At 63.9% G+C, this 26,913-nt stretch carries 23 protein-coding genes and 1 pseudogene; 16 read left to right on the plus strand and 8 right to left on the minus strand.

What is annotated here, in order from left to right:
* Positions 1–18: 18 nt before the first annotated feature.
* Entirely contained in the window at positions 19–2,100 is a 2,082-nt protein-coding gene (locus tag P0D80_RS05605; RefSeq protein WP_408281963.1) for a D-(-)-3-hydroxybutyrate oligomer hydrolase, read from the minus strand.
* A 188-nt stretch (positions 2,101–2,288) separates the two neighbouring features.
* Here P0D80_RS05605 and P0D80_RS05610 point away from each other — a divergent pair, with 188 nt between their 5' ends.
* The 7 genes from P0D80_RS05610 (at position 2,289) to P0D80_RS05640 (ending at position 9,931) form a co-directional block, all read left to right on the plus strand.
* Positions 2,289–3,014, plus strand: coding sequence for a 2Fe-2S iron-sulfur cluster-binding protein (locus P0D80_RS05610; protein WP_408176963.1), 726 nt, complete (start codon positions 2,289–2,291; stop codon positions 3,012–3,014).
* A 12-nt stretch (positions 3,015–3,026) separates the two neighbouring features.
* Positions 3,027–4,028 (plus strand): FAD binding domain-containing protein, encoded by a 1,002-nt coding sequence (locus tag P0D80_RS05615; RefSeq protein ID WP_408281893.1) that lies wholly within the window; start codon positions 3,027–3,029, stop codon positions 4,026–4,028.
* Positions 4,025–6,247, plus strand: a complete 2,223-nt coding sequence (locus tag P0D80_RS05620) for a xanthine dehydrogenase family protein molybdopterin-binding subunit (protein WP_408281895.1) — start codon at positions 4,025–4,027, stop codon at positions 6,245–6,247. Before P0D80_RS05615 ends, P0D80_RS05620 begins: the two co-directional genes overlap by 4 nt.
* A gap of 277 nt (positions 6,248–6,524) precedes the next feature.
* Positions 6,525–7,112, plus strand: a complete 588-nt coding sequence (locus tag P0D80_RS05625; RefSeq protein ID WP_408281896.1) for a nucleotidyltransferase family protein — start codon at positions 6,525–6,527, stop codon at positions 7,110–7,112.
* Between the two features lie 140 nt (positions 7,113–7,252).
* The gene (locus P0D80_RS05630; RefSeq protein WP_408281898.1) at positions 7,253–8,719 is read left to right on the plus strand and encodes a UdgX family uracil-DNA binding protein; all 1,467 of its coding nucleotides are present in this window, start codon (positions 7,253–7,255) and stop codon (positions 8,717–8,719) included.
* Positions 8,720–8,973: 254 nt separating this feature from the next.
* Positions 8,974–9,678 (plus strand): PIG-L deacetylase family protein, encoded by a 705-nt coding sequence (locus P0D80_RS05635; RefSeq protein ID WP_132382126.1) that lies wholly within the window; start codon positions 8,974–8,976, stop codon positions 9,676–9,678.
* Positions 9,679–9,778: 100 nt separating this feature from the next.
* Positions 9,779–9,931 (plus strand): hypothetical protein, encoded by a 153-nt coding sequence (locus P0D80_RS05640; RefSeq protein WP_165614491.1) that lies wholly within the window; start codon positions 9,779–9,781, stop codon positions 9,929–9,931.
* A gap of 33 nt (positions 9,932–9,964) precedes the next feature.
* Here P0D80_RS05640 and P0D80_RS05645 read toward each other — a convergent pair whose 3' ends face one another.
* The 3 genes from P0D80_RS05645 to aepX are packed head-to-tail and all read right to left on the minus strand — an operon-like array spanning position 9,965 to position 13,941.
* Entirely contained in the window at positions 9,965–11,032 is a 1,068-nt protein-coding gene (locus P0D80_RS05645; RefSeq protein WP_408281901.1) for a 2-aminoethylphosphonate aminotransferase, read from the minus strand.
* A gap of 15 nt (positions 11,033–11,047) precedes the next feature.
* A complete protein-coding gene (gene aepY / locus P0D80_RS05650) occupies positions 11,048–12,211 on the minus strand; it encodes a phosphonopyruvate decarboxylase (protein WP_408176955.1) in 1,164 nt (387 codons plus the stop codon).
* Positions 12,208–13,941 carry a phosphoenolpyruvate mutase gene (gene aepX / locus P0D80_RS05655; RefSeq protein ID WP_408176954.1) on the minus strand — a complete coding sequence of 578 codons (1,734 nt, stop codon included), beginning with the start codon at positions 13,939–13,941 and terminating at the stop codon, positions 12,208–12,210. The genes aepY and aepX overlap by 4 nt, the downstream gene beginning before the upstream one ends.
* Before the next feature lie 603 nt (positions 13,942–14,544).
* On the opposite strand from aepX, the gene P0D80_RS05660 reads away from it, so the two are divergent.
* From P0D80_RS05660 to P0D80_RS05670, 3 genes are all read left to right on the plus strand, one after another.
* The gene (locus P0D80_RS05660) at positions 14,545–16,086 is read left to right on the plus strand and encodes a methyl-accepting chemotaxis protein (protein ID WP_408281903.1); all 1,542 of its coding nucleotides are present in this window, start codon (positions 14,545–14,547) and stop codon (positions 16,084–16,086) included.
* Positions 16,087–16,487: 401 nt separating this feature from the next.
* Positions 16,488–17,111 carry a trimeric intracellular cation channel family protein gene (locus tag P0D80_RS05665; RefSeq protein ID WP_408281906.1) on the plus strand — a complete coding sequence of 208 codons (624 nt, stop codon included), beginning with the start codon at positions 16,488–16,490 and terminating at the stop codon, positions 17,109–17,111.
* Between the two features lie 25 nt (positions 17,112–17,136).
* A complete protein-coding gene (locus P0D80_RS05670) occupies positions 17,137–18,870 on the plus strand; it encodes a peptidoglycan D,D-transpeptidase FtsI family protein (protein ID WP_408281909.1) in 1,734 nt (577 codons plus the stop codon).
* Between the two features lie 68 nt (positions 18,871–18,938).
* On the opposite strand, the gene P0D80_RS05675 is transcribed toward P0D80_RS05670, so the two are convergent.
* Positions 18,939–20,054 (minus strand): GGDEF domain-containing protein, encoded by a 1,116-nt coding sequence (locus P0D80_RS05675; protein WP_408281910.1) that lies wholly within the window; start codon positions 20,052–20,054, stop codon positions 18,939–18,941.
* A 275-nt stretch (positions 20,055–20,329) separates the two neighbouring features.
* Between P0D80_RS05675 and P0D80_RS05680 the strand changes: the two genes are divergently transcribed.
* A complete protein-coding gene (locus P0D80_RS05680; protein WP_132382110.1) occupies positions 20,330–20,587 on the plus strand; it encodes a DUF2866 domain-containing protein in 258 nt (85 codons plus the stop codon).
* A gap of 59 nt (positions 20,588–20,646) precedes the next feature.
* Here P0D80_RS05680 and P0D80_RS05685 read toward each other — a convergent pair whose 3' ends face one another.
* Positions 20,647–21,285, minus strand: coding sequence for a 2-hydroxychromene-2-carboxylate isomerase (locus tag P0D80_RS05685; protein WP_408281911.1), 639 nt, complete (start codon positions 21,283–21,285; stop codon positions 20,647–20,649).
* Between the two features lie 311 nt (positions 21,286–21,596).
* On the opposite strand from P0D80_RS05685, the gene P0D80_RS05690 reads away from it, so the two are divergent.
* Positions 21,597–21,965 (plus strand): hypothetical protein, encoded by a 369-nt coding sequence (locus tag P0D80_RS05690; protein WP_408281913.1) that lies wholly within the window; start codon positions 21,597–21,599, stop codon positions 21,963–21,965.
* A gap of 51 nt (positions 21,966–22,016) precedes the next feature.
* On the opposite strand, the gene P0D80_RS05695 is transcribed toward P0D80_RS05690, so the two are convergent.
* Entirely contained in the window at positions 22,017–22,643 is a 627-nt protein-coding gene (locus P0D80_RS05695; protein WP_132382104.1) for a LysE family translocator, read from the minus strand.
* 298 nt (positions 22,644–22,941) lie between these two features.
* Here P0D80_RS05695 and P0D80_RS05700 point away from each other — a divergent pair, with 298 nt between their 5' ends.
* The 3 genes from P0D80_RS05700 to P0D80_RS05710 all read left to right on the plus strand — a co-directional run bounded on the left by P0D80_RS05700 (position 22,942) and on the right by P0D80_RS05710 (position 25,007).
* On the plus strand, positions 22,942–23,526 hold the full coding sequence (locus P0D80_RS05700; RefSeq protein WP_132382102.1) for an IMPACT family protein: 585 nt from the start codon (positions 22,942–22,944) through the stop codon (positions 23,524–23,526).
* A gap of 229 nt (positions 23,527–23,755) precedes the next feature.
* On the plus strand, positions 23,756–24,295 hold the full coding sequence (locus P0D80_RS05705) for a hypothetical protein (protein WP_408281964.1): 540 nt from the start codon (positions 23,756–23,758) through the stop codon (positions 24,293–24,295).
* A 91-nt stretch (positions 24,296–24,386) separates the two neighbouring features.
* Positions 24,387–25,007, plus strand: a complete 621-nt coding sequence (locus P0D80_RS05710; protein ID WP_408281915.1) for a LysE family translocator — start codon at positions 24,387–24,389, stop codon at positions 25,005–25,007.
* Positions 25,008–25,202: 195 nt separating this feature from the next.
* Here the strand turns inward: P0D80_RS05710 and P0D80_RS05715 are convergent.
* A pseudogene (locus P0D80_RS05715) lies at positions 25,203–25,331 on the minus strand (AraC family transcriptional regulator); the annotation flags it as partial.
* Positions 25,332–25,832: 501 nt separating this feature from the next.
* Here P0D80_RS05715 and P0D80_RS05720 point away from each other — a divergent pair.
* Positions 25,833–26,810, plus strand: a complete 978-nt coding sequence (locus tag P0D80_RS05720; protein ID WP_408176946.1) for a 2-dehydropantoate 2-reductase — start codon at positions 25,833–25,835, stop codon at positions 26,808–26,810.
* Positions 26,811–26,913 lie beyond the last annotated feature (103 nt).

Consider the following 26,913-nt stretch of genomic DNA (forward strand, 5'->3'; position numbering starts at 1 on the left):
GCTTCCGTTGTGCGCGACTCAGTTCGGCACGTTCACCGCGCCGTTGCTCACAGTGATCGCATTGACGCCCGGATTCGCCGCGATCGCAGGCAGATTGGCCGTGGTCAGCGCGGGCGCGGCGCCGGGCGCGCCGCCACGCGGTATCGTGTGAATCACCTGCGACGGCGGCAGCGGCGTACCGCTCTTCAAATGACTCCACATCAGATTGAGCGCCTGAAGGTTGTAGTAATGCAGCGGCAGGAAGCGCGAATCGAAACCCGCCACGCCGAGGAACGCGTCGAAATGCTGGGCATTCGTCACTTCATAGAACGATAGCTTGCTCGCGCCGCCTTCGCTCAGTTGATTCAGGCCGAGATACGGCCGCGACGCGTGATTGATCGGCACCAGTGTATCCGCGCGGCCCTGCACGATGATGGTGGGTTTGCCATGCAGATTCGCATTCACGCGAATGGCCTCGACGCTGTTGGTCAGCGTACCGTTCGTCCACAGCGTACGCAGGCAGGAGGCACCCTGGTAACTGGCGTCGGCGGTCGCCAGCCGGTGGTCCGCCGCGCCCCCGACCGAGTTGAAGACGAGGTTGATGCCGTTGGTCGGCGGCACTCCGTTGCCATTGCCGAACACCGTGGGCATCGGCGACACGGCCGGCGTCACACCGGCGGTTCCCGTCGAACTCGTCGTGCCGAAGCTGAAGTCGCAGAGGTTGGCGGTGACGCTCGCTTTCGCGTACGCATCCGCATAGGTCACGGCGACGGCCGGCACCGCTTGCGAGTCCCACATCGGCGCTTGCAGCAGATCGGAGTCGGTCTGATAGCCGTTCTGATGCAGAAGCGCGAGCGCGTTGGTCGCCTGGGTCGTCAAGTTCCCACCCGCGATTACGCCAGCGGTTGCCAGCGACGCGCATCTCGCGGTGCGAATCGCCGTCGTCGTGGCGACCGGCAATGCCGACAGATACGGCGCGCCGGCCGCGGCGGGCGCGAGCGCCGCACACGGTTGCAGCATGTTGGCAAGCGTCATGTAGTCGGCGAGCGGTTTGCCGAATGCTCCGACCGGCACGCCGCCCTGAGCCACCGACACCTGGGCGGGCAAGCGCAAATTGATCTGCGGTTCGCCCACGACGACCGCGGTGATCCAACCGGACGTATCCTGTTCCGCCGCCGCGAGCGATGCGCCGCCGCCGTTGCTCACCGAGGCCGCTATAGTCGTGATGCTGCCGCTTGCATAACGCACCGTGCGGGTCGAACCGTTCAGCGTGCCGAAAGAATCGTTGAGGGCCCAGTACGCGAACTGGATCGCCTCCAACGTATCCTTGCCCCAATCCTGCTCCGGATTCTGCTGCGAGTGCGCGTGCTTGAACGCATAGCGATTCGGAAACTTGCTGTTGTAAGTCGCGAGATCGGTGTTGCCCAGGTTGGCCGTGAAGAAACTGTTCTTGCCTGCAGCGGTGGCATCCTGCAACGTGCCGTCGATCAGCGTGACCAGGTTGGAAGACAGCTCATGCGCGCCATTGCCGCTGCCTTTATCGGTGTACGCCACCGCGCAACCGCGCTTGAGGCCCCACTCGCCGGCTGCGGAAATCGCGCCGTACACGCCACGCGAACCAGATGACGTTGCCGTGACAATGCACGGCTGATCCGCATTGAAGCTTGCCGGTATCTGCACCAGCATGGTGACGTTCTGTGTGCCGCTGCCGTCGTCAGCGTAAGCGAGGTATTCCTTGCCGGCGATCTTGCCTTCGCCGAGCGTGTCGTTGCCGTTGAGGTCGACGTTTGGCCCCCAGAAGCGTCCATAGCCGCCGGTCGCCGTCATGTCGACGAGCGCCCGATAATTCGACCAGATGGCGAGGCGCCGGAGTTCGGCGGCGGTAGGTTGCGCAGCGTTGGCAATGGCCGGCGCCGTGGCCGACCCGAGGCCGGTTTTGCCGAGGCCCGCGGTGAGCAGGTCGTCGGTGTTGCCGTCGTAGGCCTGGGTTCTCACCGAGGAAGCGGTAATGAAACCCGGCAGCGTGTTGGCTTGCGGCGGCGGCGAATCACTGTCACCGCCGCCGTGGCAGGCGGTCAGCACGACCGCCACGGCCATCACGATCGCCAGGGTTTGCACCATCGGCACCGGTCGTTGCGCAGGCTGGACTCTGAAAATGGACTTCACGTTTTTTGTCTCCGATATTTGCTAATACCGTTGTGAATGCAACGGCACCGAATTTGCTGCCCGCTGTCCAAGGGATCGCGACGCTTCGGATACCGACGCATCGCTAGCCTGCATTGACCTTTCAATGGAGTCAATAGAACGTCATGTCCAAGCATAACGAAAGTCAGGATCCGGGCGACGTCTCAGCCGCCACCCCACCCAAACCTTCACGCCGCCGCTTTCTTCAATCGGCCGCTGCTGCCGCCACGGTCGGCGCGGCGCCGCATCTGCGCGCGCAGACTCAAACCCCAACCGCGCCACCGGCTCAGGTTCAGCAAGCCGTGCCGCCGCGCCCGGTCACGCTGACGGTGAACGGCCGCGCGTACACGCTGCAGCTCGAGCCGCGCGTGACCTTGCTCGATGCGTTGCGGGAATACGCGGGCCTGATGGGCACGAAGAAAGGCTGCGACCGCGGACAGTGCGGCGCCTGCACGGTGCTCGCCGACAGCCGCCGCATCAACTCCTGTTTGACACTCGCCGTGATGCATGAAGGCGAGAACATCACGACGGTTGAAGGGCTTGCCGCCAATGGCGCATTGAGTCCGATGCAGCGCGCATTCATTGAACACGATGCCTTTCAGTGCGGTTACTGTACGCCGGGGCAGTTGTGTTCCGCGACTGCCCTTTTGAATGAATTCCGCAACGGCACCGCCAGCACCGTCACGGCCGATGTGCGCAACCGTCCCGCCCAACTCTCTGACGATGAAATCCGCGAACGCATGAGCGGCAATATTTGCCGCTGCGGCGCCTACGCGAACATCGTGGCCGCCGTACGCGCGGTGCATGAAGGCGGCGGCCAGAACAGCGGCGGCAACAACCCCAACGCCTGACGGAGCGACAGCATGGATGCGATCTCTTATGAACGCGCCGGCGATGTCGCCGGCGCAGTGCGGGCGGCGCAGCAGCCGGGCGCGGTATTCATCGGCGGCGGCACCAATCTTCTCGATCTGATGAAGGGCGGCGTAGCGCGGCCGATGCGGCTGATCGATATCACGCACATCCGCGGACTCGATACGGTCACGACGCTGCCTGACGGCGGCATCCGGCTCGGCGCGCTGGTGCGCAATAGCGATGCCGCCAATCACGCACTGGTGCGCGAGCAATACCCGTTGCTCTCGCAAGCATTTCTGGCGGGCGCATCGTCGCAACTGCGCAATATGGCGACGGTCGGCGGCAATCTGCTGCAACGCACGCGTTGCGGCTACTTCTACGACACCGCCTTCACTCAGTGCAACAAGCGCATGCCGGGCAGCGGCTGCGCGGCGCTCGACGGCCACAATCGCACGCATGCGATTCTCGGCGCGAGTCCGCAGTGCATCGCCGTGAATCCATCGGATATGAGCGTGGCGCTTGCCGCGCTCGATGCGGTAGTGCGCGTGAGCGGCCCCGCAGGCGAACGGACTATCGCGTTCGCCGATTTCCACCGGCTGCCTGGTGACCGGCCCGATGTCGATACCACCTTGCAGCCGGGCGAACTGATCACCGCCGTCGATCTTCCGCCGCCGCTCTTCAGCGCGAACTCCCACTATCTGAAAGTGCGTGACCGCGCCAGTTACGCATTCGCGCTGGTCTCGGTTGCCGCCGCATTGCAGATGGATGGCGATCGCGTGAAGACCGCGCGCATCGCATTGGGCGGCGTCGCGCACAAACCCTGGCGCGCAAGCAGCGCGGAACAGATGCTCAACGGCCAGCCGCTCACGCAAGCGACGCTGGCCAACGCCGCCGCGGCCGCTTTACGTGAAGCGCGGCCGCAACACGACAATCGTTTCAAGGTGCAGCTCGCGCAGCGCGCGATCGTGCGCGCAGTGAACCAGGCCGCCGGCCGCGCGGGAGGTGTCGCATGAATCTGATCGGTCAACCCATCGACCGCACCGACGGTCTGCTCAAAGTCACCGGCGAAGCGCGCTATGCCGCCGAATTTCCTGAAGCACGTCTCGCGCATGCGGTGCTCGTCACCAGCACGATCGCGCGCGGCACCATCGCCTCGATCGATGCAAGCCGCTCGCAGTCACTGCCCGGCGTGCTGCTCGTGATGACATATCAGAACGCGCCGCGTCTGCCGAACGGTGGCAAGCCCACGTTGGCGCCGCCGGCCGGACGCCGCCTGTCGCTGCTGCAGGACAACCAGATTCACTACAGCAACGAGCCGGTCGCCGTGGTGGTCGCCGACACACTCGAACACGCCACCGACGCCGCGCGCCAGTTGCGCATCGCGTATCAGAGCAGCGCCGCGACCGTGGACTTCGCGCAAGCCAAGCCGAACGCGCACGCGCCGGACAAACCGCAAGGCCGCCAGACCGACACGCAACGCGGCAGCTTCGACGACGGTCTGCAAAGCGGCGCGGTGCGCGTGGACGCGACCTACACCACGCCGATCGAACATCACAACCCGATGGAGCCACACGCCACGATGGCGCACTGGGACGGTCCGCAACTCACGCTCTACGATTCGACGCAAGGCGTCAGCGGCGCGGCGCAGGCAATCGCGAAGACGTTCGGCATGTCGCCCGGCGACGTGCGCGTGATTTCGCCGTTCGTGGGCGGCGGCTTCGGTTGCAAGGGCTCGTCGTGGTCGCATGTGTCGTTGTGCGCGATGGCGGCGAAGCAGACCGGGCGGCCCGTGCGGCTCGTGCTCGAACGGCCGCAGATGTTCGGGCCGGTCGGCGCGCGTCCGCGCACCGAGCAGCACTTCGTGCTCGCCGCGCGGCGCGACGGCACGCTGACCGCAATGCGCCACGACAGCATCTCGAACACTTCGGTGATCGAAGACTGGACCGAGACCTGCTGCATGGTCACGCGCATGCTGTACGCGGTGCCGAATCAGGTGACCACACACCGCATCGTGCCGCTCAATCTCGGCACGCCGACCTTCATGCGTGCGCCGGGTGAAACGACCGGTTCGTTCGCGCTCGAATCGGCCATGGACGAACTCGCGGCGGCCTTGAAGATGGACCCGCTCGCGCTGCGCATCAAGAATTACGCCGAGGCCGACCCGCAGGAAAACAAGCCGTGGTCGGGCAAGTCCTTGCGCGAGTGTTATCAGATTGGCGCCGAGAAATTCGGCTGGTCGCGGCGCACGCCCGCCCCTCGCTCGATGCGCAACGGTGGCACGCTGATCGGCATGGGCATGGCGACCGCGACCTATCCGGCCAATCGCAGCGAAGCCAGCGCCATCGCGCGAATTTTGCCGGATGGCACCGCGATGGTCGCCTCCGGCACCCAGGATCTCGGCACCGGCACCTACACCGTGATGACTCAGGTAGCCGCCGACGCGCTCGGCTTCGCGCCGGAAAACATTCGCTTCGCGCTCGGCGATTCGTCGCTGCCCAGAGCGCCGGGGTCGGGCGGCTCGCAATCGGCCGCGAGCGTGTCGCCGGCCGTGCGCGACGCGGCGAGCCAGGCGCGCAGCCAGTTGATCGCGCTGGCGCTCGCCGATCAGGCCTCGCCCGTGCATGGCATTGCGCTCGACGACATCACCGTGGAAAACGGTTGGGTGATGAGCCGCTCGCAACCGGGCAAGCGCGATCCGGCGGCGGCGATCATCGCGCGCTCGGGCGGCAAGCCGATCGAGGCGAGCGCGACCGTCAAGCCCGGCGACGAAAAGCAGAAGTACTCGCTTCACTCGTTCGGCGCGGTGTTCGCGGAGGTGCATGTCGATGCCGATCTCGGCACGATCCGCGTGGCGCGTGTGGTCGGCGTGTACGACGTGGGGCGCGTGCTCAACCAGAAGACGGCGCGCAGCCAGTTGATGGGCGGCATCGTGTGGGGCGTCGGGGCGGCGCTGCAGGAAGAGACCTCGCTCGATACGCGCTATGGCCGCTTCACCAATGCGAATCTCGCGGAGTATCACGTGCCGGTGAATGCCGATATCGGGTCGCTCGACATTAGCTTTATCGACCGGCCGGATCCGTATATCAACTCGCTCGGAGTACGCGGCATCGGCGAGATCGGCATTACGGGCGTGCCGGCGGCGATTGCGAACGCGGTGTATCACGCCACCGGCGTGCGCGTGCGCGATCTGCCCATCACGCTCGACAAGGTGATGCAGACGATGCAGGTTTGACGCACTCGCGTTCGCCAGTGCGTTTCATGGCGACGCGGTCGCGTTCGGGTTTGTGTTCGTTGGCGCGTTCGCTTAGCGCGGATGCGGTGGCGGACGCGCTCATGTCTATGTTCGCCATTGCTTTCAAGGCGGATCGGGCCCGTGCACGCATGGCGTTCTGCTTCGCAGCGAGCGCGGCGTGGCCTTGGCAGTCCCGCGCCGTGAATCGACATTGGCGCTTGCCTGTGGCTGCGTTGCATCGCACAATCGATCTCATCCTTTCTATCGGTGCCCGCCCATGGCCTACGCCTCGCTCGCCACTGGCGTGTTGCTCGCCGCCGGCTTCGGTTCGCGCTTCGACCCGGACGGCCTGCACAATAAACTGCTCGCGCGCATGCCGGATGGCACACCGGTCGCGCATGAATCCGCGCATCGGCTGCTGCGGGTCGTGACGCGGGTGCTGGCCGTGGTGCGGCCGGGTTCGGACGCGCTCGCGCGGCTCCTGAACGATGCCGGTTGCGACGTGGTGTTCGCGCTGGACGCCGAACGCGGCATGGGCGCAAGTCTCGCCGCCGGCGTCGAAGCCAGTGAGAGCGCCGAGGGCTGGATCGTCGCGCTCGCGGACATGCCGCGCATCGCCACCAGCACGATCGAAGACGTGGCGCGCGCGCTGGACGGCGGCGCATCGCTGGTCGCGCCGTTTTACCAGGGGCAGCGTGGACATCCGGTCGGCTTCGGCGTCGAGCATCGCGACGCGCTGCTGGCGCTCGACGGCGATACCGGCGCCAGGTCCTTGCTCATGTCGCAGCACGTGACGCGGCTGGACGTCGACGATGCGGGCATCTTGCGCGATGTGGACACGCCGGAGGATTTGCGCAACGTGTAGTCGTTGCGTGACCCTGGCCTGGCAGTCGTGACGTGACACGCTTGATCCGGACTGGTGTTCAGGCGCATACTGTACATCCATACAGTATTTTGTCCGCATGGGTTGGCGCGTTACGTTGCGCATGGCCGCGGCGCGTCCGCATGAAACGCATTTCAATCGAACCGTCTTTTGCCGCCTGGCGCCGCGCGGCGCGGGAACTGCTGCGGCAAGGCGTCGAGCCGGAGCGGATCGAGTGGGTTGAATTCGATTCAGTCGACACGGGTATCAACAGCGTCGCCGCTCCCGGCAACTCCGCCGCCCCGGTCGTCGCTACGCCCGCCATTCCTCGCGAACTGCTCGCCTGGCTGAAAACGGCGGCCTGCTTTTGCGCGCCGGACCGCTGGTCCCTGCTCTACCGCATCCTGTGGCGTTGGACGCACGGCGAGCGCCACGTCCTCGATCCGCAGGACGCCGACGGCGCGCTGCTCGATCAGCGCATCCAGTCGGTCGAGCACGAAACCAATGATCTGGTGACACTCACCCTGTTCAGGCGGCGCGATCCGTCCATGGGACCGCCGGAATTCGTCGGCTGGTACGAGCCGCATCATGATCTGCTGGCGCAGGCCGCCGAGCGCTTTGCCGAGCGCATGGGCGATTCCACCTGGATGCTGGCGACACCGCGAGGCGCGGCTTTCTGGAACGGCATGTTGCTGCGAATCAGCCAGCCGGCAGCGGATGACGGAGAGACCTCTTGTCCTGAGCGCCAGCAGCAGAATCCGCCAGCCACCCAGGCGTTACCACCCGGCGCCATGGCCGGCGAAGCCACGACCAGCGAACCCACCGAGGCGCTCTGGCTCGCGTATTACGCCAGCGCCTTCAATGGAGCGCCGGCGCCCGTGCCGCTGCGTTACTGGAGAACGCCGCCTGTGGGTCCGCCGCTGCCCGCACAGCTTGCGCGCGAGCGTAGCCGCCTCGGCGCGCAGAGTGGCACCGTCACCGTTCCGGAGATGCCGCCGCTCGAATATTCGGCGGTGACGCCACCGCTGCGCGAGCCCACCGGCCCGCTGGCTACCTGCCGGCGCTGCGCGTTGTGGCGCAACGCGAAGCAGGCCGTCGCGGGCGCCGGTCCGGCTCAGGCGGCGCTCATGGTGGTCGGCGAACAACCCGGCGAGCACGAAAACCAGCACGGCGCGCCCTTCACCGGGCCCGCCGGTCAACTGCTCGATACGGTGCTCGCGCGCGCCGGCCTCGAACGCGCGGCGCTCTATCTGACTTATGCCGTCAAGCATTACAAGTGGGAAACGCTGGAGCAGCAGCGCGTCCACCGCACGCCCGCGCGGCGCGAGGTCGAAGCTTGCCAGTACTGGCTGGAACACGAACTCACGCAAATCGCGCCGCGCGTGGTCGTCACGCTCGGCGCGACGGCGCTGAAGGCGTTGACGGGCGCGCACGTCAATCTGTCCGAATATCTGGGGCAGACTATCGACCACGGCGGGCGGCTGATCGTGCCGACGTGGCATCCGTCGTATGCGCTGAAAATGATGGACGGCCGGCTGCGCGAGGATATCGTCGCGGGCATGGTGGCGGCGTTCAGCCGCGCGGCGGGGTTGACGGCGGAAGGAGCGTAGCTTTTTTGCCTCGAATCGTGAGCCAATTCAGGAAGCCTCCGTCCCACCAGGGTGAGCCTCTACGGGAACCCTCGACCCGATCAGCACGACCATCACGATCAGGCACGCGGCTTGCGCACCATAAACCCGCCGCGCAAGCCGCGACGATTCCGCCTAAGCTGATGTGACGCCGCATTTTTCCAAGCACCGGCGCGACGCTCGAGCCTCGAACGGCCTCGCCAACGGCCCGCGCGTTGCGAACCATCACACGTCCCATGAGCGAAACCAGCCCACGCCTTTTCATTGTCTCGCCCCATTTCGACGACGCCGTCTTCAGTTGCGGCGCATTGCTCGCCGCCCATCCCGACGCCGCGGTCTGCACGGTCTTCGCCGCCCCACCCGAACAGCCGATGCATACCGAGTGGGATGAAAAGTCGGGCTTCACGGACGCCCATCAGGCCATCCACGAACGCACGCTGGAAGACAACCGCGCACTCGAAGTACTCGACGCGATTCCGCTGCGCATGCCGTTTCGCGACAGCCAGTATCTGGACTCGCCTTCGATCAGCAAAATGGCGGCGGCGCTCGAGGAAACTATCTACCGCAGCACCGCCAACACGTTGCTGATGCCGCTCGGCCTGTATCACGACGATCACGTGCGCGTCTTCGAAGCCTGCTGTGAAATCCTGCCACGCCTGTCGCATCTGACCTGGTTCGGTTACGAGGAAGCGATTCACCGGCGCACGCCCGGCGTGGTGCAGGCGCGGCTCGCCGATCTCGCGCAGCGCGGCATCGTCGCAACGCCGGCCAGTCCGAGCGCCGGCCACACGATCGATGCACAGCGCCGCGCGCAACTCAAACGCGAGGCGGTCAACGCTTACCAAAGCCAGTTGCGCGCGTTCGGCGCGGGCAATTACGACGACATCTTCGCGACTGAGCGTTACTGGCAGCTCAGCGTGGGTCGTCGGGTGAAAAAGTAGGAGACGCGGCGCGCCGGAAAGGCCTACGCTTGAAGAGCACGGCCGGCGCGAGTTCGACGCCGTCGCCGCACCGGCCTCTTCTCCACTCAAAGGTGCTGCCATGAGCTACGACATGCATACCAGTCCGATTCCCGACCCCAACGCCGATCCGAATCGCGACCCGGAAGCCGATCCGCTAGTGCCGCCGTCGCCCGGCCATCACACCGAGGAACCGCAGCGGCCCGATGGGCCGCCGGACAAAGACCCGGTGTGACCGCGTTGCGCGGCCAGCCACCGGACGCGCGAATCAGCGCATCAGTTCGGTAAAGCCCTGCAACAGGCGGTCGATGTCGGCGGCGTGAATGTTGCCCATCGTCGAAATGCGGAACAGTTCGGCCGACAGACCGCCTTGCCCCGCGTAGATGACGAAGCCGCGCGCCTTCAGCGCGTCGTGCAGTTGCGGATACGCAATGCCTGCCGGCAAGCGGTACGCGCGCAGCACCACCGACGACTCTTCCGGCGGCAGCACGCTGCCGACACCGCGCTCGGCAAGACCCGCCCGCGCCTGTTCAGCCAGCGCCGCGTAGCGCGCGTGACGCGCGCGCCAGCCGCCTTCGTCGGCGAGTTCGCGCAGCGCTTCGACCAGTGCGTAGTACGCATGCACCGACGGCGTGAACGGCGTGTTGCGCTGATCCTGCAACTTCGCGAGACGGCCGAGATCGAGGTAGTACGTGCGGCTCGCCGCCTGCGCGAGCGCCGCGCGGCGCACCAGCACGAACGACGCGCCCGGCACGCCATGCAGACATTTGTTCGCCGTGGCGGCCACCGCGTCGAGACTGGCGTCGGCGAAATCGATCGTTTCCGCGCCGAAGCTGCTCACGCCGTCCACCAGCAGACGCAGCCCCCGTGCGCGGCACAACGCGCCGAGCGCGGCCAGATCGTTCAGGCGGCCCGTGGTGGTTTCGTGATGAATCACGGCGACGTGCGTGAAGGCCTTATCCGCATCGAGGCGTTCGGCGATCTTCGCGAGATCGGGCGCCTGCATCCAGTCGTGCTTCAGCGATTCATGCGCGATGCCGTACTGCGTGGCGATCTGCGAAATACGCTCGCCGTACACGCCGTTTTCCACGACGAGCAGCTTGCCGTTTTGCGGCACCAGCGCGGCGGTCATGCTTTCGACGGCCGCCGTGCCGGAGCCGGTCATCAGCACCGCTTGCCATTCGCTCGCGTCGAGACCGTACAGATCGACGAGGCGCGTGCGCGCCTCTTCCTGCAAATCGAAAAACTCGCTTTCGCGGTGGCACAGATCCGTCTGCAACAGGCTATTGCGAACGCGTTCGGTGAGCGTCACCGGGCCGGGATTGAGCAGCAGCATGAGCGCTCCTTGACTTTAAGCGGCGCCGATGTGGCGCATCAGACGCGTCTTCACATCGGGCGGAGTGATGGTGGGACGCGGCAGCCCGTCGGGCGTGCCGCGGCGAATGATGAGACGCGCGAAGCGCGGGCCGTCGAGCGGCGCCGCTTCGAACAGGGCGTCGATCACGTTCGCGTCGTCGCTTTCGACCGCCGACGCATAACCGCACGCCGCGGCCACGCCCGCAAACGAAACCTGTGACGACACCGTCGCCTGACCGCCGGTGGAATCGTGCGCGCCGTTGTCGAGCAGCACGTGCGTGAGATTCGACGGACCGTACGCGCCGATGGTGGCGAACGCGCCCATGCGCATCAACGCGGCGCCGTCGCCGTCGAGCGCGACCACGTGCAGGTCGGGACGCGCGAGCGCAAGACCCAGCGCGAACGGCGTCACGCAACCCATCGAGCCGACCATGTACAACTGGTTCGGCCGGTCGTCGATCGCGTAGAGTTCGCGCCCGCAAAAGCCGGTCGACGCGAGTACCACCGTCGAGTCGAGCGGCGTGTGCGCGATCACCTTGTTCAGCGCGTCGTGACGCGAAGCCAGTTCGCTCGCCGCCACGTTCGTGAACTGCGATTGCGGCGTGACGGGTGCGCGGCGCTCGCTCGCGCCGCCGTCCTTCAACTCGTACGGCGCCACGCTGCCCTTCTGCATGACGAGCGCGTACGGGCGGCCGGTTTCATCCATATGCGTGATGGCGCGATCGAGAGCCGGGCCGATTGCGTCGGCTTCCGTCGGGAAGGTTTCCCAGGGGATCTCCATCGTCTCCAGCATCGCGGGTGTGACGGGACCCATCAGCGCGTGCTGCGGTTCGTCAGCGACACCGGGCTGGCCGCGCCACGTGACGATCAGCAATTGCGGCAGACGGAAGGTCCACGTGAGCGAGGTCAACGGGCTCACGGCATTGCCGAGCCCGGAGTTCTGCATCATGGTGATGCCGCGCCGGCCGTTTTGCGCGCCGAGCGTGACGCCCGCGATCAACGCGACGGCGTCGCCTTCATTGGCCGCCGACACGTAATGCAGCGACTCGTCCTGCAACACGTAGTTGATGAACGGCGTCAGATACGAGCACGGCACGCCCGCATACCAGTCGAAGCCGCGTTCACGCGCCGCCTCGACGAACTGTGCTGCCTCGATCATTGCGCGGCTCCGCTCGCTGCGTCCGCCGCGCCTTTGCCCGCACGGCCGACCGCGGCCGCGAACGGCGCTTGTGCATGCGCGAAGTCGCCCGCACGGCGGAAGTCCTCGAGGTCGTTCACGCCGCGCCAGTGGCCGTGCACGTATTGCACTTCGATCGACTCGCCTGCTTCGATCAGCGCGTTCAGCAACGCGGGCATGTCGAGCGACGCGAAATCCGGGCGCGCCTGCAATTGGCTCATGACCGCCTGCAAACGCTCACGGCCTTCACCGCGCACGTTCAGCAAACCGACCCAACGGCCATGCGGCGTTTGCGACGCGATGGCCGACGTGGCGTCCTGCCCGCTCGACACGTGACGCAGCACGACCTTGTTGCCGAACAAACCGCGGTCATCGGCCGCCGAGCACCAGGCGAAGTCACGCACGCTGGCGTTTTCCGCGTCGGTCAGCGACGAATCGACCACCACGCTGAACGCCGCTTCGCTCTCCACGAGATCGCGCAGGATATAGCTGCGGAACAGCAGATCGCCGTACGAGACCACCGTGTCGCCGGCCAGCTTGTCGATAGCGCAGGCAAGCGACGCGAGTTCGCCGGTTTGCGCATGCTGTTCGTTGACGACGAGCTTGATGCCGGCCGTGTCGATCGCATCGGCGCGATAACCGCCGACCACGGTGATGTCGTTCACGCCCTGCTTCTTGAACGCATCGACGAGCCAGCGCAAGAGCGGCTTGCCGGCAATCGGCAGCATCACTTTCGGACGGTCTTCGGTGACGGCTTCGAGGCCCTTGCCGCGGCTCGCCGCGAGCACGACCGCGGAACCGGCCGCACGGCCGCTCGACAGGTAGCGGTCTTCGGCTTCCGAGTATTCGTCGGCGTCCTGGAGGCGGAAGATTTCGTTGACGGCGGCAATGCTGTCTTCCACGTTGACGAGCGTTTCGCTCGCGTGGATTTCCTTGGCAACGGCCTGCATCGCCGAGGTCGCCGCGCGGATCAGATGGTTCGCCCAGATCACCGTGCTGATGCCGGCTTCGCGGAAGACCTCGGTCGGCGTGCTGTAGTACTTGGTCGGCACGATCACGAGCGGACCGCGGCCGGCCCATTCGCGCGCGAATTCGAGAATTTCGTCGGGACGCGAGAGCTTGCTGTGAATCAGGATCGCATCCGCGCCGGCCTGGCGATAGGCTTCCGCGCGACGCAGCGCCTCGTCCATGCCCCAGCCGGCGATCAACGCTTCAACACGCGCGACGATCGAAAAATTCTCATCGGACTGCGAGTCTTTACCGGCTTTGATCTTGCCGCAGAACTCGTCCATATCGGCGAGCGGTTGCGCTTCGCCGTTGATGAAGCTGTTGGTCTTGGGGAATTGCTTGTCTTCGATACACACGCCGGCAATGCCGCGCTGTTCGAGTTTGCGCACGAGGCGGCGCACGTTGTTGAAGTTGCCGTAGCCGGTATCGCCGTCGAGCAGGATCGGCAGATCGCTGGCGTCGGCCATGAATTCGAGCGTGTCGACGACTTGCGTCCAGCTTGCTTCATTGTTGTCGCGCACGCCGTACTGCGCGGAGATCGCGAGGCCCGAGCCCCAGATCGCCTTGAAGCCGGCTTCGCGGACGATCCGCGCGGACAGGCCGTTATGGGCCTCCATCATGAATTCGAGTTCGTTGCTGACGAGCATCTGGCGCAGGCGCGCGCTGCGGGAAGCGGAGACGAAAGCGGGTTCGCGGGCGTTCATTTTATGTACTCCTGGTGGCGGGCTTATTGGTGCTCTTCTTTTGCCCGACTGACGACTGGAAAATGGCGACTATAGCGGAATTTTTATTTATTCGTCTTTTTCGTGACAGCGGTTATCTCCATTTGCGGATAAGTGGAAAAATGTGTCGTTTTTTGCGATTCACTAATGCGAACCGTGACTTGGATTTTATTGGCGTTTTGTGGAATCCTGACGCAATCGTATGGCGGCGCTTTGATGGGCGGTGCGTCCCTTCGTTTTGGTCGTCAACAGTTGTGGCGATGTTGAGGTTTTAATATTCGTTTTTTAATTACGGAAAGCCTTAATTATTAATGCCGATTCATCAACACCGACATTTTAAGTTGGCAATAGCGAGAAAGCCTGATTGAATGATCAAAAAATTATTAAATCCACTTAACGAAACATAAGAAATGCCGTTCCAACGGTAAAAGGTCTCTTTAGTCAGACGAATAAAAATGTTTAACAGCGGGTTTCCCCTGCCCTGCGGACCGCATGCCGCCGCGCCGTAAACACAGTCAGCGACAAGCCACTCGCCACAAGCGAATCCAATCCCTGACCGACCACTGTGCGAAAGCAAAAACCGCTATGACTTTGAACAGAAAACTGGCCTCGATGATCGCCGTCCTCTGGATCGGCCTGATCCTGATCGGCGGCTTCGGCGCATGGCAAAACCGTGCCTCGATGATCTCGGACCGCCGCGATCAGCTGAAATCGTTGATCGACCAGGCCAACCACATCGTCGGCCGTTACTACGCGCTCGCGCAGCAGCACACCATTACCGAAGACGAAGCGAAGAAGCAGGCGCTGGAAAGCCTCGCGGCCATGCGCTACGGCAAAGACGGCTACATCTCCGTCAACGATTCGCAGCCCGCCATGCTGATGCATCCGATCAAACCGGAAATGGTCGGCAAGAATCTCGCGCAGTTCACCGATCCGGCGGGCAACCATCTGTTCGTCGATATCGTCAACGCGGGCAATCGCGAGGGCGGCGGCTTTGTCGACTACCTGTGGTCCAAGCCGGGGAGCGACAAACCGGTCGCCAAAACCAGCTACTCGATTCACTTCGCGCCGTGGGACTGGTATCTCGTCACCGGCATGTATATGGACGACGTGCAAAGCGCGTTCTACGCCAATCTGCTGCGCTGGCTCGCCATCACCGTCACGCTCGGCGCGATCGCCACCGCCGTCATGCTGCTGGTGCTGCGCAGTATTCGCCGCACGCTCGGCGGCGATCTCGAAGTAGCCGTGGAACATGCGCAGTTGATGGCGCACGGCAATCTCGCCACGCGCGTGCCGGTTCAGTCGGATTACACCGGCAGCCTGTTGCATGCGCTCCAGACGATGCAGGCCGGTCTCGTCGAGACGGTATCGCGCGTGCGTCTCGGCACCGAGAACATCAATATCGGCGCGACCGAAATCGCCGCCGGCAACACGGATCTCTCGCAACGCACGGAAGAACAGGCGGCCGCGCTCGTCGAAACGGCGTCGAGCATGGATCAGATGACGGTCAACGTGAAGCAGAACGCGGACAGCGCGCTGCAGGCCGCGCACCTCGCCGGCCAGGCCGCGGATGTCGCCACGCGCGGCAGCCGCGTGGTCGACGACGTGGTCCGCACGATGGGCGAGATCACCGCCAGCTCGCGGCAGATCGGCGACATCATCGGCGTGATCGACGGCATCGCCTTCCAGACCAACATTCTCGCGCTCAACGCGGCGGTCGAAGCGGCCCGCGCGGGCGAACAGGGTCGCGGTTTCGCGGTGGTCGCGGCCGAAGTGCGCAGCCTCGCGCAACGTTCGGCCACGGCGGCGAAGGAAATCAAGGCCTTGATCGAGACCTCGACGAATACGGTGGAAGCTGGCGCGTCGCTGGTCGCCAACGCCGGTTCGACGATGGGCGAGATCGTGCAGTCGGTGCGTCGCGTGAACGAGATTCTCGAAGAGATCAGCAACGCCTCGCGCGAACAGAGCGCGGGCATCGAGCAGGTCAATCGCGCGGTCGGCGAAATGGATCAGGTCACGCAGCAGAACGCGGCACTGGTCGAAGAGGCGGCCGCCGCGGCACATTCGCTGAAGGACCAGGTGGGTGTGTTGCGCGAAGCGATTTCGAGCTTCGCGCTGCCGGCCTGAGCGTTTTCAGACCGGCCGAAACCGGAGCAAGCAGCACACAAAAAAGAAGGCGCTCAACAGGCAGGGAGCGCCTCTTTAACACGCCGCGTCGGAGTCGACGCATTAATCGAACGAAAGAGCCGCGCGGATTTTTTAAGTCCGCGCGGTTTTTTTTACGCCCGCGCGCGCCTCGGTCCACCTTGGACCACCTCTGGCGCACCTGGTGTCGCCTTGCTCAGCAAACGCTTACCACGCGCCAAACTGCAACCAGGTTAAGCCGAATTTGGCATCGCCGAATTTTGCTTAAGGCATTTTCATGCTAACGGCACGCTTACGATAATGGCCGCTTTTTTAACGCCCGCCGCGCAGATGCGCTCCACGTCGGAGCCGTCCGCGAGCGCCGTTCATCGAGGCTCGCCGTCATGCTGCTCCATCTCCTCTACCTGCTCGCGATCGTCGCGGAAGCCATGTCCGGCGCGCTCATGGGCATGCGCCGCGGCATGGATCGCTTCGGTCTGTGCCTCGTCGGCACCGTCACCGCGCTCGGCGGCGGCACGGTGCGCGACGTCCTGCTCGGTCACTATCCCCTTGCGTGGATCTCGCATCCAGATTACGTTCTCATTACAATCGGGGCGGCGTCGGTTGCCGCGGCGTGCGCGAAGTGGCTGCGCAACTGGCAGAGGCTCTTCGTCACGGTTGACGCGATCGGCCTGATCGCCTTCACGGTGATCGGCTGCGACGTGGCCGCGACGCTGGACGTAAGCCCCGCCCTTGTCGTGCTGGCCGGCGCGATCACCGGCGTGTGCGGCGGCATGTTGCGCGACGTGCTGTGCAACCAGATGCCGCTGGTGTTGCGTCAGGAGTTGTACGCCAGCATCGCCCTCGGCGCCGGCGCCGTGTATGTGGCCTTGCAAGCCTGCGGCGTGGCGCCGGGGCCGGCGTCGGTCGTGGTGCTCGCAGGCGGTTTCGCGGTGCGCATGCTGGCCGTGCGATTCCGCTGGCAACTCAAGGTATTCACCGCCGCCGATTCGGGCGGCGCAAGTTAATCGAGCTGTTCGTTATCCGCACCCAATGATCCAGAAGAAGAAATCGCAGCCGCACGACCCCTACGCGCCCGTCGCGAAGAACCAGTTGCTGGCCGCGCGCCTGCCGATGTGGCGTTCGAAATTCATCGTCCTGCTGGTGTTCGGCGCGTTCGCCTCGCTCGCGGGGCGCGCGTTCTGGGTGCAGGTGGTGAACCAGGACTTCTACGTCGACCAAGGGCAAAAGCGCTATCAGCGCACCATCGAACTCGACGCGACGCGCGGGCGGATCGTCGATCGCAATGGCTCGATGCTCGCCGTCAGCCTCGCGACTTACGAGATCTGGGCTTCGCCCAAACTGATCGACGAAGCCGCGATCGCGCCGCTCTCGATGCTGCTCGATCTGCCGCTGGCGGAACTGCGCCGGCGTCTGAACGGCGACAAGACCTTCGTCCTGCTCAAGCGCCAGGTGGACGCCGAGACCGCCGGGCATCTGTCCAAGCTTGGCCTCGCCGGCATCACGCAGATCGCCGATTCGAAGCGCTTTTATCCCGAAGGCGAATCGGCGGCGCACGTGGTCGGCTTCACGGATATCGAGGACAACGGCCAGGAAGGCGTCGAACTCGCGGCCAACGAGCAACTGCTCGGCGTGCCCGGCCAGCGCGAAGTGATCCGCGACCGTCTGGGCCGCGTCGTGTCCGAGACCCGGCCGCTCGTGCCCGCGCAGAACGGCGAGACCATCCACCTGACGATCGACCGGCGGATTCAGCAGCTCGCCTATGCGCAACTGAAGGACGCGATTGCCAAACATCACGCCGAAGCCGGCAGCGTGGTGGTGCTCGACGCGCGCAACGGCGAGATTCTGGCGCTCGCCAACTACCCGAGCTTCGATCCGAATGACCGCGCCCGTCTGACCGGCCGCCAACTGCGCAATCGCGCGGTGGTCGACACCTTCGAGCCGGGTTCGACGATCAAGCCAGTAGTCGTCGCGCTCTCGATCGACGAGGGCAAGGTGCGGCCGCAAAGTGTCATCGATACCGCGCCTGGCTGGTACAAGATCGGGCCGGCCGTCATCCACGACACCTCGAATCATGGCGTGATGACCGTCGCCGAAGCGGTGCAGAAATCGAGCAATATCGCGCTCGCCAAGCTCGCGCTGAATCTGCCGGCAGAAAAGATCTGGACCAAGTATCAGGAATACGGGCTCGGTGTGCGGCCCGAGCTGACCTTTCCAGGCGTGGCGTCGGGCAAGGTGCGTCCGTATAAACGCTGGCGGCCGATCGAACAGGCGACCATGGCGTACGGCTACGGACTGTCCACGTCGCTACTGCAAATGGCGCAGGTCTACACGGCCTATGCCGGCGACGGCACGATGCATCGCGTGAGTCTGTTGCGCAATGGAGCGGGCGCGGCCGCGCAATCCGACGACAAGGGCCAGGCGGTTACGACGCCGGCCACTGCGCGCGCCATCCGCTCGATGCTGGAAATGGCGACCGGCGTGGGCGGCACAGGACGAGCGGCGACAGTGGAAGGCTACCGGATCGGCGGCAAGACCGGCACGGCGCGCAAACAGGTCGGCGCGACCTACGCGAAAAACCGCTACCGCGCGTTGTTCGTCGGCATGGCGCCGATGAGCGACCCGCGCCTGATCGTCGCCGTGATGATCGACGACCCGGCGGGCAAGGCGTTTTATGGTGGGACGGTGGCCGGTCCGGTGTTCAGTGGTGTGACGGGCGGAGCGCTGCAGTTGCTGGGTGTGCCGCCGGATGCGCCAGGCACTTGAGAACCTTAAGCGGCATGCGCGCCGAGCAGCCGGTCACACAAGTTCGATGCGAGCTTCAGCGGCTCACATCAACGAGCCATCTGCTCGCCGCCCGCATTCACCAGCGCCTCGATGCGATTGCGGCCGTTGCGTTTGGCCTGATACATCGCGCGATCGGCTTCTTCCATCATCGCGCCGCCTAGTTTGGCCGCCTCGGTCGGCGTGCCGCTGATCGTGCGCGCCGCCACACCGATCGACACCGTCAAGGCGATGCGCTCGCCATGATCGTCCTGCAAAGCGAGTCGCTCGACCGCGAGGCGCACACGCTCGGCGACCGTGAGCGCATCCGCGCGGTCGCCCTGTAGCAGCGCGGCGAATTCTTCGCCGCCATAACGCGCCACGGTATCGCCCAAGCGCACCTGTTGCCGCACGCAAGCCGCCACCGCCGCCAACGCGCGGTCGCCGGTCTGATGGCCGTAGGTGTCGTTGATCCGTTTGAAGCTGTCGATATCGATGAACAGACACGCCACCGGCACGCAATAGCGAACGGCGCGCATGATCTCCTCGCGCAGCCGCTCGTCGAAATAGCGGCGATTGGCGAGGCCCGTCAACGAATCGGTCATGCCCAGTTGTTTGAGCCGCTCGCGATGCGCCACGTTGTCGAGACTCGCTGTCACGATGCTCGCGAAGCGCTCCAGAATGTCGGTGGCCATGCCTTGGCCGAAACGCGCCGGGTCGTCGCTGCCGAGACAGAGATAGCCGCTGACGGTGTCGCCCGCGGCAAGCGGCAACAGGATCGCGCTTGCCGGTGCTTCGGTGTCGCCGAAGAACGCGCGTCGCGCCGCGTCATCCATGTCGTGCGGCTTGCCGAGCCACGGCCTGCCCTCCTCGCACAGACCTTGTGCGGCAAGACCGCCTTCGCGCGAGGTGCGCAGCTTCGACTGATCGAGTGCGCGCAAGGCGACCGGTTCGAGCAGCTCGCGCAGCATCGGCGCGCGGTCGTCGAGCCAGAGCGTCACGCCCGTCAGCGAAAATTCCCGCGGCAACTGGGTGAACAGCGTGTCGAGAAACGATGCGAAGTCCTGAGCGCCGATCAAACGCAACTCGACGTTCTGGAAGCGCCGCAGCGTGCGCTCGTTGTGCTGCACGGTATCGACGAGCGAACGAAGGCGCTCGGAAAGCGGCGTTTGGGCGAGGTTCGTCACTTTATAGGTGCGGGCCCGAAGGCGAAGCGGGGTTGGCGACCCCCAATCGCTGTAATAACGGCGGATTTCGCGAGGTCTTGAGGGCCCGATCGCGGCGACCACGCTTTTACGCGATCCGCTTTTGCGCCTTCTTAAGTCTGGCTTAATTCTTTGCTGTAACCATGAGGCACAACATCCCCTGTTGAAGCCGCCAGAACATCGGCGGCGCTTTTTCCCCGGGGTGTCGACGACGCGCCAGAAGATGGGCTGCAGGCCCGCGAAGAAGGAGTCAAACCATGGTTGAAGACACGGTATTCGAGCATCTGCGCACCATGCCCGGCAACGAATGGGTCAGCCAGATTCACTCATGCAAGGTCTCGGACCCGCTGCAGCATCCTTGGGGGCGCTCATACCGGCTCGTCGAATGGACCATGAAGCACACGCCCGAATCGAGCCGCCGGGTGGTGCCCGCCGAGAGTACGCCGCTTGAAATCGCTCAGGCTGTCGTCTCGCACGTGCCGGGCCGGCGTTTTTGTCAGGACGGCAACGAATAACACGCTTGCGCGCCGATCGCGCGCCGCGCATTCGTCACCATTCGTCACCATTCGTCACGTTAGCCGCGCGTGGCGAGCGATGCGCAGTAGTCCAACGCATCGTCCAGCCGGTCGTTGCCCCAGAACATTTCATCGCCGACAAAGAACGTCGGCGCGCCGAAAATCCCTCGGGCCACGGCTGCCGCGGTCTGTTCACGCAAGCGCAGTTTGTTCGCGTCGCTTTGCGCTTCGGCGATGATCTCCCGCGCCGGCAAATCCAGTTCATCGAGCGCTTCGCTCACCACCTCCATTGAACCGATATCGCGGTCATGCGCGAAGTTCAGTTGCATGATCTTGCGGCAGTAGGCGGCAATCCATTCGCGATCCGCGCCGAGCAGCGCCACGCGCATTGCAAGAAGCGCCGCGCGCGGGAACGTGGTGGGACGCGTCAGGGCGATGCCGTATTTATGGCATTGCCGTTCCATGTCCTTCCACACATATGCGCCCTTCTCCTTCTGCAGCACGAACGGCGAATTGTCGAAACCGAGGTCGCGAAAGACCGGCCCCAGCAAGAACGGAAGCCAGAGAATCCGCACGCCTCGCGCCGCAGCCTCAGCTTCGATGCGCATGACGCTGAGGTAGCTGTAGTTGCTGCCGAAGTCGAACCAGAACTCGATCTCCGGTGCATGCGTAGGCACGCGCGTTGCTGCCTCGTTCATCTTTCCCTCCAGTCATACGTAGCCGGACAGCGCCTAGGTCTTGCAAAGCTTAACAGTCGTGCCGCGCGCTTATCCCTATGATGGCCCTTCACACCGCTACGTCAGATGCTCATAACATGAACTATCCCTACGACATTCTCACCGCCGCGTGTCTTTTCATCATCGTGGTGTCCACGTCCATCATGCTCGCGCTGTCCTGAGCTATTCACGCCCTCTCCCGCGGAGCCGGTAAACCCGCGAACGCGCTCTACGCGTCTCCGTAAAAAGACGGGATATACTGTACATATATACAGTACTTTTTCGTCTGAGCAATGCGCCTTCCACCCTTCGAACCTCCCACGCTCGCCGAGCTGCGCGCCTGGTGGCGCACGCGCGACGAGCAGGCCGTCCAGCGGCTCATCCTCGAAATCCAGCGGCAGCGGCTCACGCTGCTGGAACTGCGCAACCTGATCGACTGCGGCGTTCAGCAGGCGCGCACCGCGGACCGCACGCTGGTCGAACGCGGCGAACCGTTGATGACGCTGCGCATCAGGATTGCGCAAGAAGTGCTGCGTGTCGGCGACATCGACGATACGCGGCAGATGAGCCGCGCCGAGCAGGAAAGGCTCGCGGTCCGCACGGAAGGTCAGATGGAGTACGCGCGCGAAGGCCGTCTCAGGCGCCAGCGCCGCAATATCTAGCGGGAATGCGGCCTCGCTGCCTCTGTGACGAAGCGAGGCCGCGCGGATCGATCAACGCGTTTGCGTGGCCACGCGCAGGCCGAGCGAAATAAACAGCACGCCGATGATCTTGTTCTGCCAACGCGTCAGCCATGTCAGACGCTTGACGAATTTGCCCAGCGGACGAATCGTCAACACGATCAGCGTCGTGTAGAGCGCGCTCATGCCGACAAAGATGAGGCCCAGGGTGGTGAACTGCAGAAACGTGGAACCGTGTTCGGGACGAACGAACTGCGGCAGAAACGCGAGGAAAAACAGTGCGGTCTTGGGATTCAGCACTTCGGCGGGAATGGCCTGAAAGAAGGCTTTCGAGGCCGACACCGGCGCGACGGTCGGCATATGCGCGCTCGCCTGCTTCTCGCGCAACGCGCGAATGCCCAGATAAACGAGGTAGGCCGCGCCGACGAACTTGACCGCGTTGAAGGCCAGCGCCGAGGTCATCAGCAGCGCCGAGAGGCCGACCGAGGCGCCCAGCGTATGAATGAAATCGCCAACCGCAATGCCGAGGCCGGTGAGAATGCCGGCCTTGCGGCCGCCATGCACGGTGCGCGTCAACACCAGCAGCACCGCCGGACCCGGAATCAGAAAAAGCCCGAGTACAACGGCTACGAAAGTCCCTAACGTGGATAGGTCAAGCATGTCGTCTCCTTTGACGCGCGGGTTTCGACGGACAGCCGCGCGTGTTCAGCGGAAGATTGTAGACGAACGGGCGATTTCTGATTGGCGCGCGCCGTGCGTGCCGTCCGGCGCATCGCCATGTCGTGTCTTATGCGATAAACGCGCAGCGAGTGGGCCGGCACAACGCACGCCGCAAACCCGCCGCGCAAGCCGTGCATGGCCGTCTCGGAGATTGTCCATTTAGCGAGCCGTCGATCCGTTACCATGGCGGGCGTAAGACCGCGCGCGGTCAGCGTTTCCATTCACCGAAGTCTTTGCCTTGCCCACTTACACCCTGCCCGCGCCGTTGAGCGCGGAACTCGAGATTCGCAAAAGCCGATTCATTGCGTACGCGCTACCGGTCGCCGACCGCGACGCCGCGATGGCCGAATTGCGGCGCCTGCGCGACGAGCATCCTGCCGCGACGCATGTCTGCTGGGCGCTGCTGGCAGGCGGCCAGTCCGGCATGTCCGACGACGGCGAGCCCTCCGGCACCGCCGGCCGGCCGATTCTCGAAGTGTTGCGGCATCACGATCTGGACGGCGTGCTGGCCGCCGTCGTGCGCTATTACGGCGGCGTGAAGCTCGGCGCCGGCGGCCTCGTGCGCGCGTACACGGATGCGATCGCTTCGGCGCTGCTGGATGCGCCGCGCGTCGAGCGGATTGCACAGGTTTCACTGATCGTCGAGGTGAGTTACGCCGACGAGGCGAAAGTGCGCCGATGGATCGATGCCGAAGGCTATGCGCTCGTGGACAGCGCCTACGCGATGCTGGTGAAAATGACGATCCGTTTGCCCATCAACGCGGTCGATGATGCCCAGCGAGCGTTGGTGGATATGACTCAAGGAAAAGCCGGGTTCTTCTGACGGCTTGACGTGTTTCTTCCTTGCGAGAGGCAGAGCGCTCCCTGAATAAGAGATGCGCGGGTCCGGGCCGCTGTTACCATGTCGTTTATTCCCCGGCTTGATTCAATTTAAAAGGGCAACTCCTCTGACCTCGACCGCCGCTTTTTCCAGCACAGCGACTGAGTCGCCGCATCGGAGCGCGTCTCTGCCGCAGTCGCTCAATTCCACGCGTTCACCCTTGACATCGACCGTGCTCAAGGGATGCGGGACGATCGCGCTGCCGTTGATGCTCTCCGCCTGCTCGTGGTCTTGGTTCGGCCTGAATAGCTCGCCGCGCGCGGTAGCGCATCCGACCGGCTGGCTCAGCGTGGCCCCTGCCCGTGACTTCGCCTATATGCCCGCTCGCAGCGGACAAGTGTCGCCGAACCGCATTGAAAACACGGCGATGACGGGCATCGTGCTCAAGGACAATATCAATGAAACCGTGCGCAACGGCATTGTGACCAGTCTACGGATCGCCGGCTTTCATCTCGACGCAGGCGAGCGCGTTCTCAGCGGCAGCATCGAGAAATTCACTGTGGACGACACACGCTCGCCGGCGTTGTGGACGCTGAAAATGCGTTATGTGGTGACCGACGCCGCGACCCAGAAGGTCGTGTATTCGACCACCAAGACGGTCAAGCAAAAGTCGCCCAAGTTCACCAGCAGCACCATTGCTATTGAAGATACCGTCAAGTTGAGCGTCGACGCTTTGATCGGCGATCCGGGGTTTGTCAAAGCGGTGAATTAAGCGCATCGTCGACATCGGGTCGGCCGGGTTCGCTACAATTTGCAATAGCGTGCCGCGCTCCGTGGCAACCGCGTTCTTCGTGCGAGCCGTCATGTCCATCACCGCCTGGCTGTTCTTCCTGCCTGCCTGCTTTGCGATCAATCTCGCGCCTGGGCCTAATAATCTACTGTCGATCAATGTAGCGGCGCGTCACGGTTTCATGACCGCGTTCGTCGGCGGCATGGGGCGCCTGGTCGCATTCGCCGTGATGCTCGTGCTTGCCGCAACCGGTCTTGCGGTTGTGTTGCACGCCTCGGAGTGGTTCTTTCTCGCGATCAAACTGGCCGGCGCGGCTTATCTGATCTGGTTGGCCATTCAGCTCTGGCGGAGCGATGCGCCTACGATCGACACGACGCAGCAGGAAGAGGCGTCGCTTGGGCGGGTCGCGCGAAGGGAGTTTCTCGTGGCCGCCGGCAATCCGAAGGCTATTCTCGTGTTTACCGCGTTCTTGCCGCAGTTTGTTGATATTGCGAAGCCAATGTTGCCGCAGTTTGCGGTGCTCGGGGCGAGCTTTCTCGTGCTGGAGTGGTTTGCTATTGCGTTGTATTCGTGGGCCGGGATGTATCTTGGGAAGTGGCTGGTGCGTGCCAGGGTAAGGCGGTGGTTTAATCGCTGCTGTGGGGGATTTCTGGCGGCGATTGGGGTGGGGTTTTTGATGGTGAGGCGGGGGTGAGGGAGTTGGACATTGAGCACTCGGCGCGGCCAATCACGCCGTTTCGCTCGAGCGCATCGCACAGGACGCAGATGATGCGACAGAACCCAAACGTGCCGTGAAGCCGCCATACGTACGAGCCAGGATCGTATGTCCCGCAACAAGGAAGCTGGTTTGAAGCGCACGTGCCGCAACCGCCTCAACACCACCCGCCCCTTAAACGATTCGTTGCGACAGTTTGTATGTTTTTCGCTTGAACGAACGATACCCGGTCGGTGTCGTCGCAAGGAGAGTGCGGAAGTGTTTGGAAAGGCGTCCGCCGCTGCCGATTCCGCATCGGCGGGCATCCTCCGCAAATAAATAGAGCCACGCCAATGTGTTTAACAGGGCTAATTTGTGGCAACACGTGCGACCGCCATTCGCCGGTATTTTGAACAGTTGAAAAGTTATCCACACGGGCGCCACACACAAGAACACGACGGGATAGCTCACATCAACCTTTGACTTTCTGGCGCCACTCTCAACATTCTGTTTGCGATGTCGCCTGCATGCGTAACTTCTCAAAGAAGTCGCATTCTGCGCCCACGTAAATTTCCTAGGCTTAAGAGATTTCCCAATCAATTGCGGCATTCGTCCGCTTCCCGCCTTGCTTTCCGGTTCAGTACAGTTTCCTTCCCGCGTTCTCTGGCGTCGCGTCATCCATAACCCATCCCTAATGCATTCGTCGACAAACTTTAACTATCTGCAATCGTCCCGCCCCCGTATGCTCGAACAATGACCCGCAAACCGTGCACGGCGAGATACGGCATCGGGCAAGCGACTTTTCATCATCAGAGGAGCGGCATCATGAAGATCTGTGTCTTCGGAGCGGGAGCGATCGGCGGCTTGATGGGTGTGCAACTTGCACGCGCCGGTGCGGATGTGAGTTTCGTCGCGCGCGGTCCGCATCTCGCGGCAATGCGCGAGCACGGCGCGCGTCTGATCATGGACGGCGAGACGTTCAGCGCGCCTGTGCGCTGCACGTCCGATCCGCGCGAGCTCGGCGTGCAGGACTTCGTGATCATTACGCTAAAGGCACATTCGCTGCCCGGCGTAGTCGATGCAATGCAGCCGCTGCTCGGCAAGCACACGGCCATCGTCACGGGCGTCAACGGCATTCCGTACTGGTACTTCTATCAGCACGGCGGCCGATTCGCCGGCACGCGTCTCGCCAGCGTCGACCCGGACGGCAGCCAATGGACGAAGCTCGGGCCCGAACGGGCGATCGGCTGCGTGCTGTACCCCGCCGCCGAAATCGTCGAACCGGGTGTGATCAAACACGTGTACGGCAAGAAATTCCCGATCGGCGAGCCGAGCGGAGAACGCACGCCGCGCATTCAACAATTGCACGAAATCATGCAGGCGGCAGGTTTCGAGGCGCCGATTCGCGACAATATCCGCGACGAAATCTGGCTGAAACTGTGGGGCAACCTGTGTTTCAACCCGATCAGCGCATTGACGCATGCCACGCTCGACGTGCTCACCAGCGACCCCGGCACGCGCGCGGTATCGCGCACGATGATGCTCGAAGCCAAGCGCATTGCGGATCAATTCGGCGTGCACTTTCGCGTCGACGTGGAAAAGCGTATCGATGGCGCGGGCGCGGTCGGCGCGCACAAGACCTCGACGCTGGTCGACCTGGAGAATCGTCGGCCGATGGAGATCGATCCGCTTCTGACGGTCGTGCAGGAAATGGGCCGCCTCGTCGCGGAGCCCACGCCGACTATCGATGTCGTGCTGGCGCTCATCAAACTGCGTGAACGGATGGCATTGCAGGGGGCTTGAGGCTCAAAAGAGAGAGAGCGATCAGAAACTCGCTCTCTCTCTCGCATACCGTCAAACGCAAACAAGAAAGGATCGAACGCCGCGCGCGTTCGATCCTTTTTTA

Source organism: Paraburkholderia sp. RL17-373-BIF-A (assembly GCF_046030175.1).
In the GTDB taxonomy this organism is placed as follows: Bacteria; Pseudomonadota; Gammaproteobacteria; order Burkholderiales; family Burkholderiaceae; genus Paraburkholderia.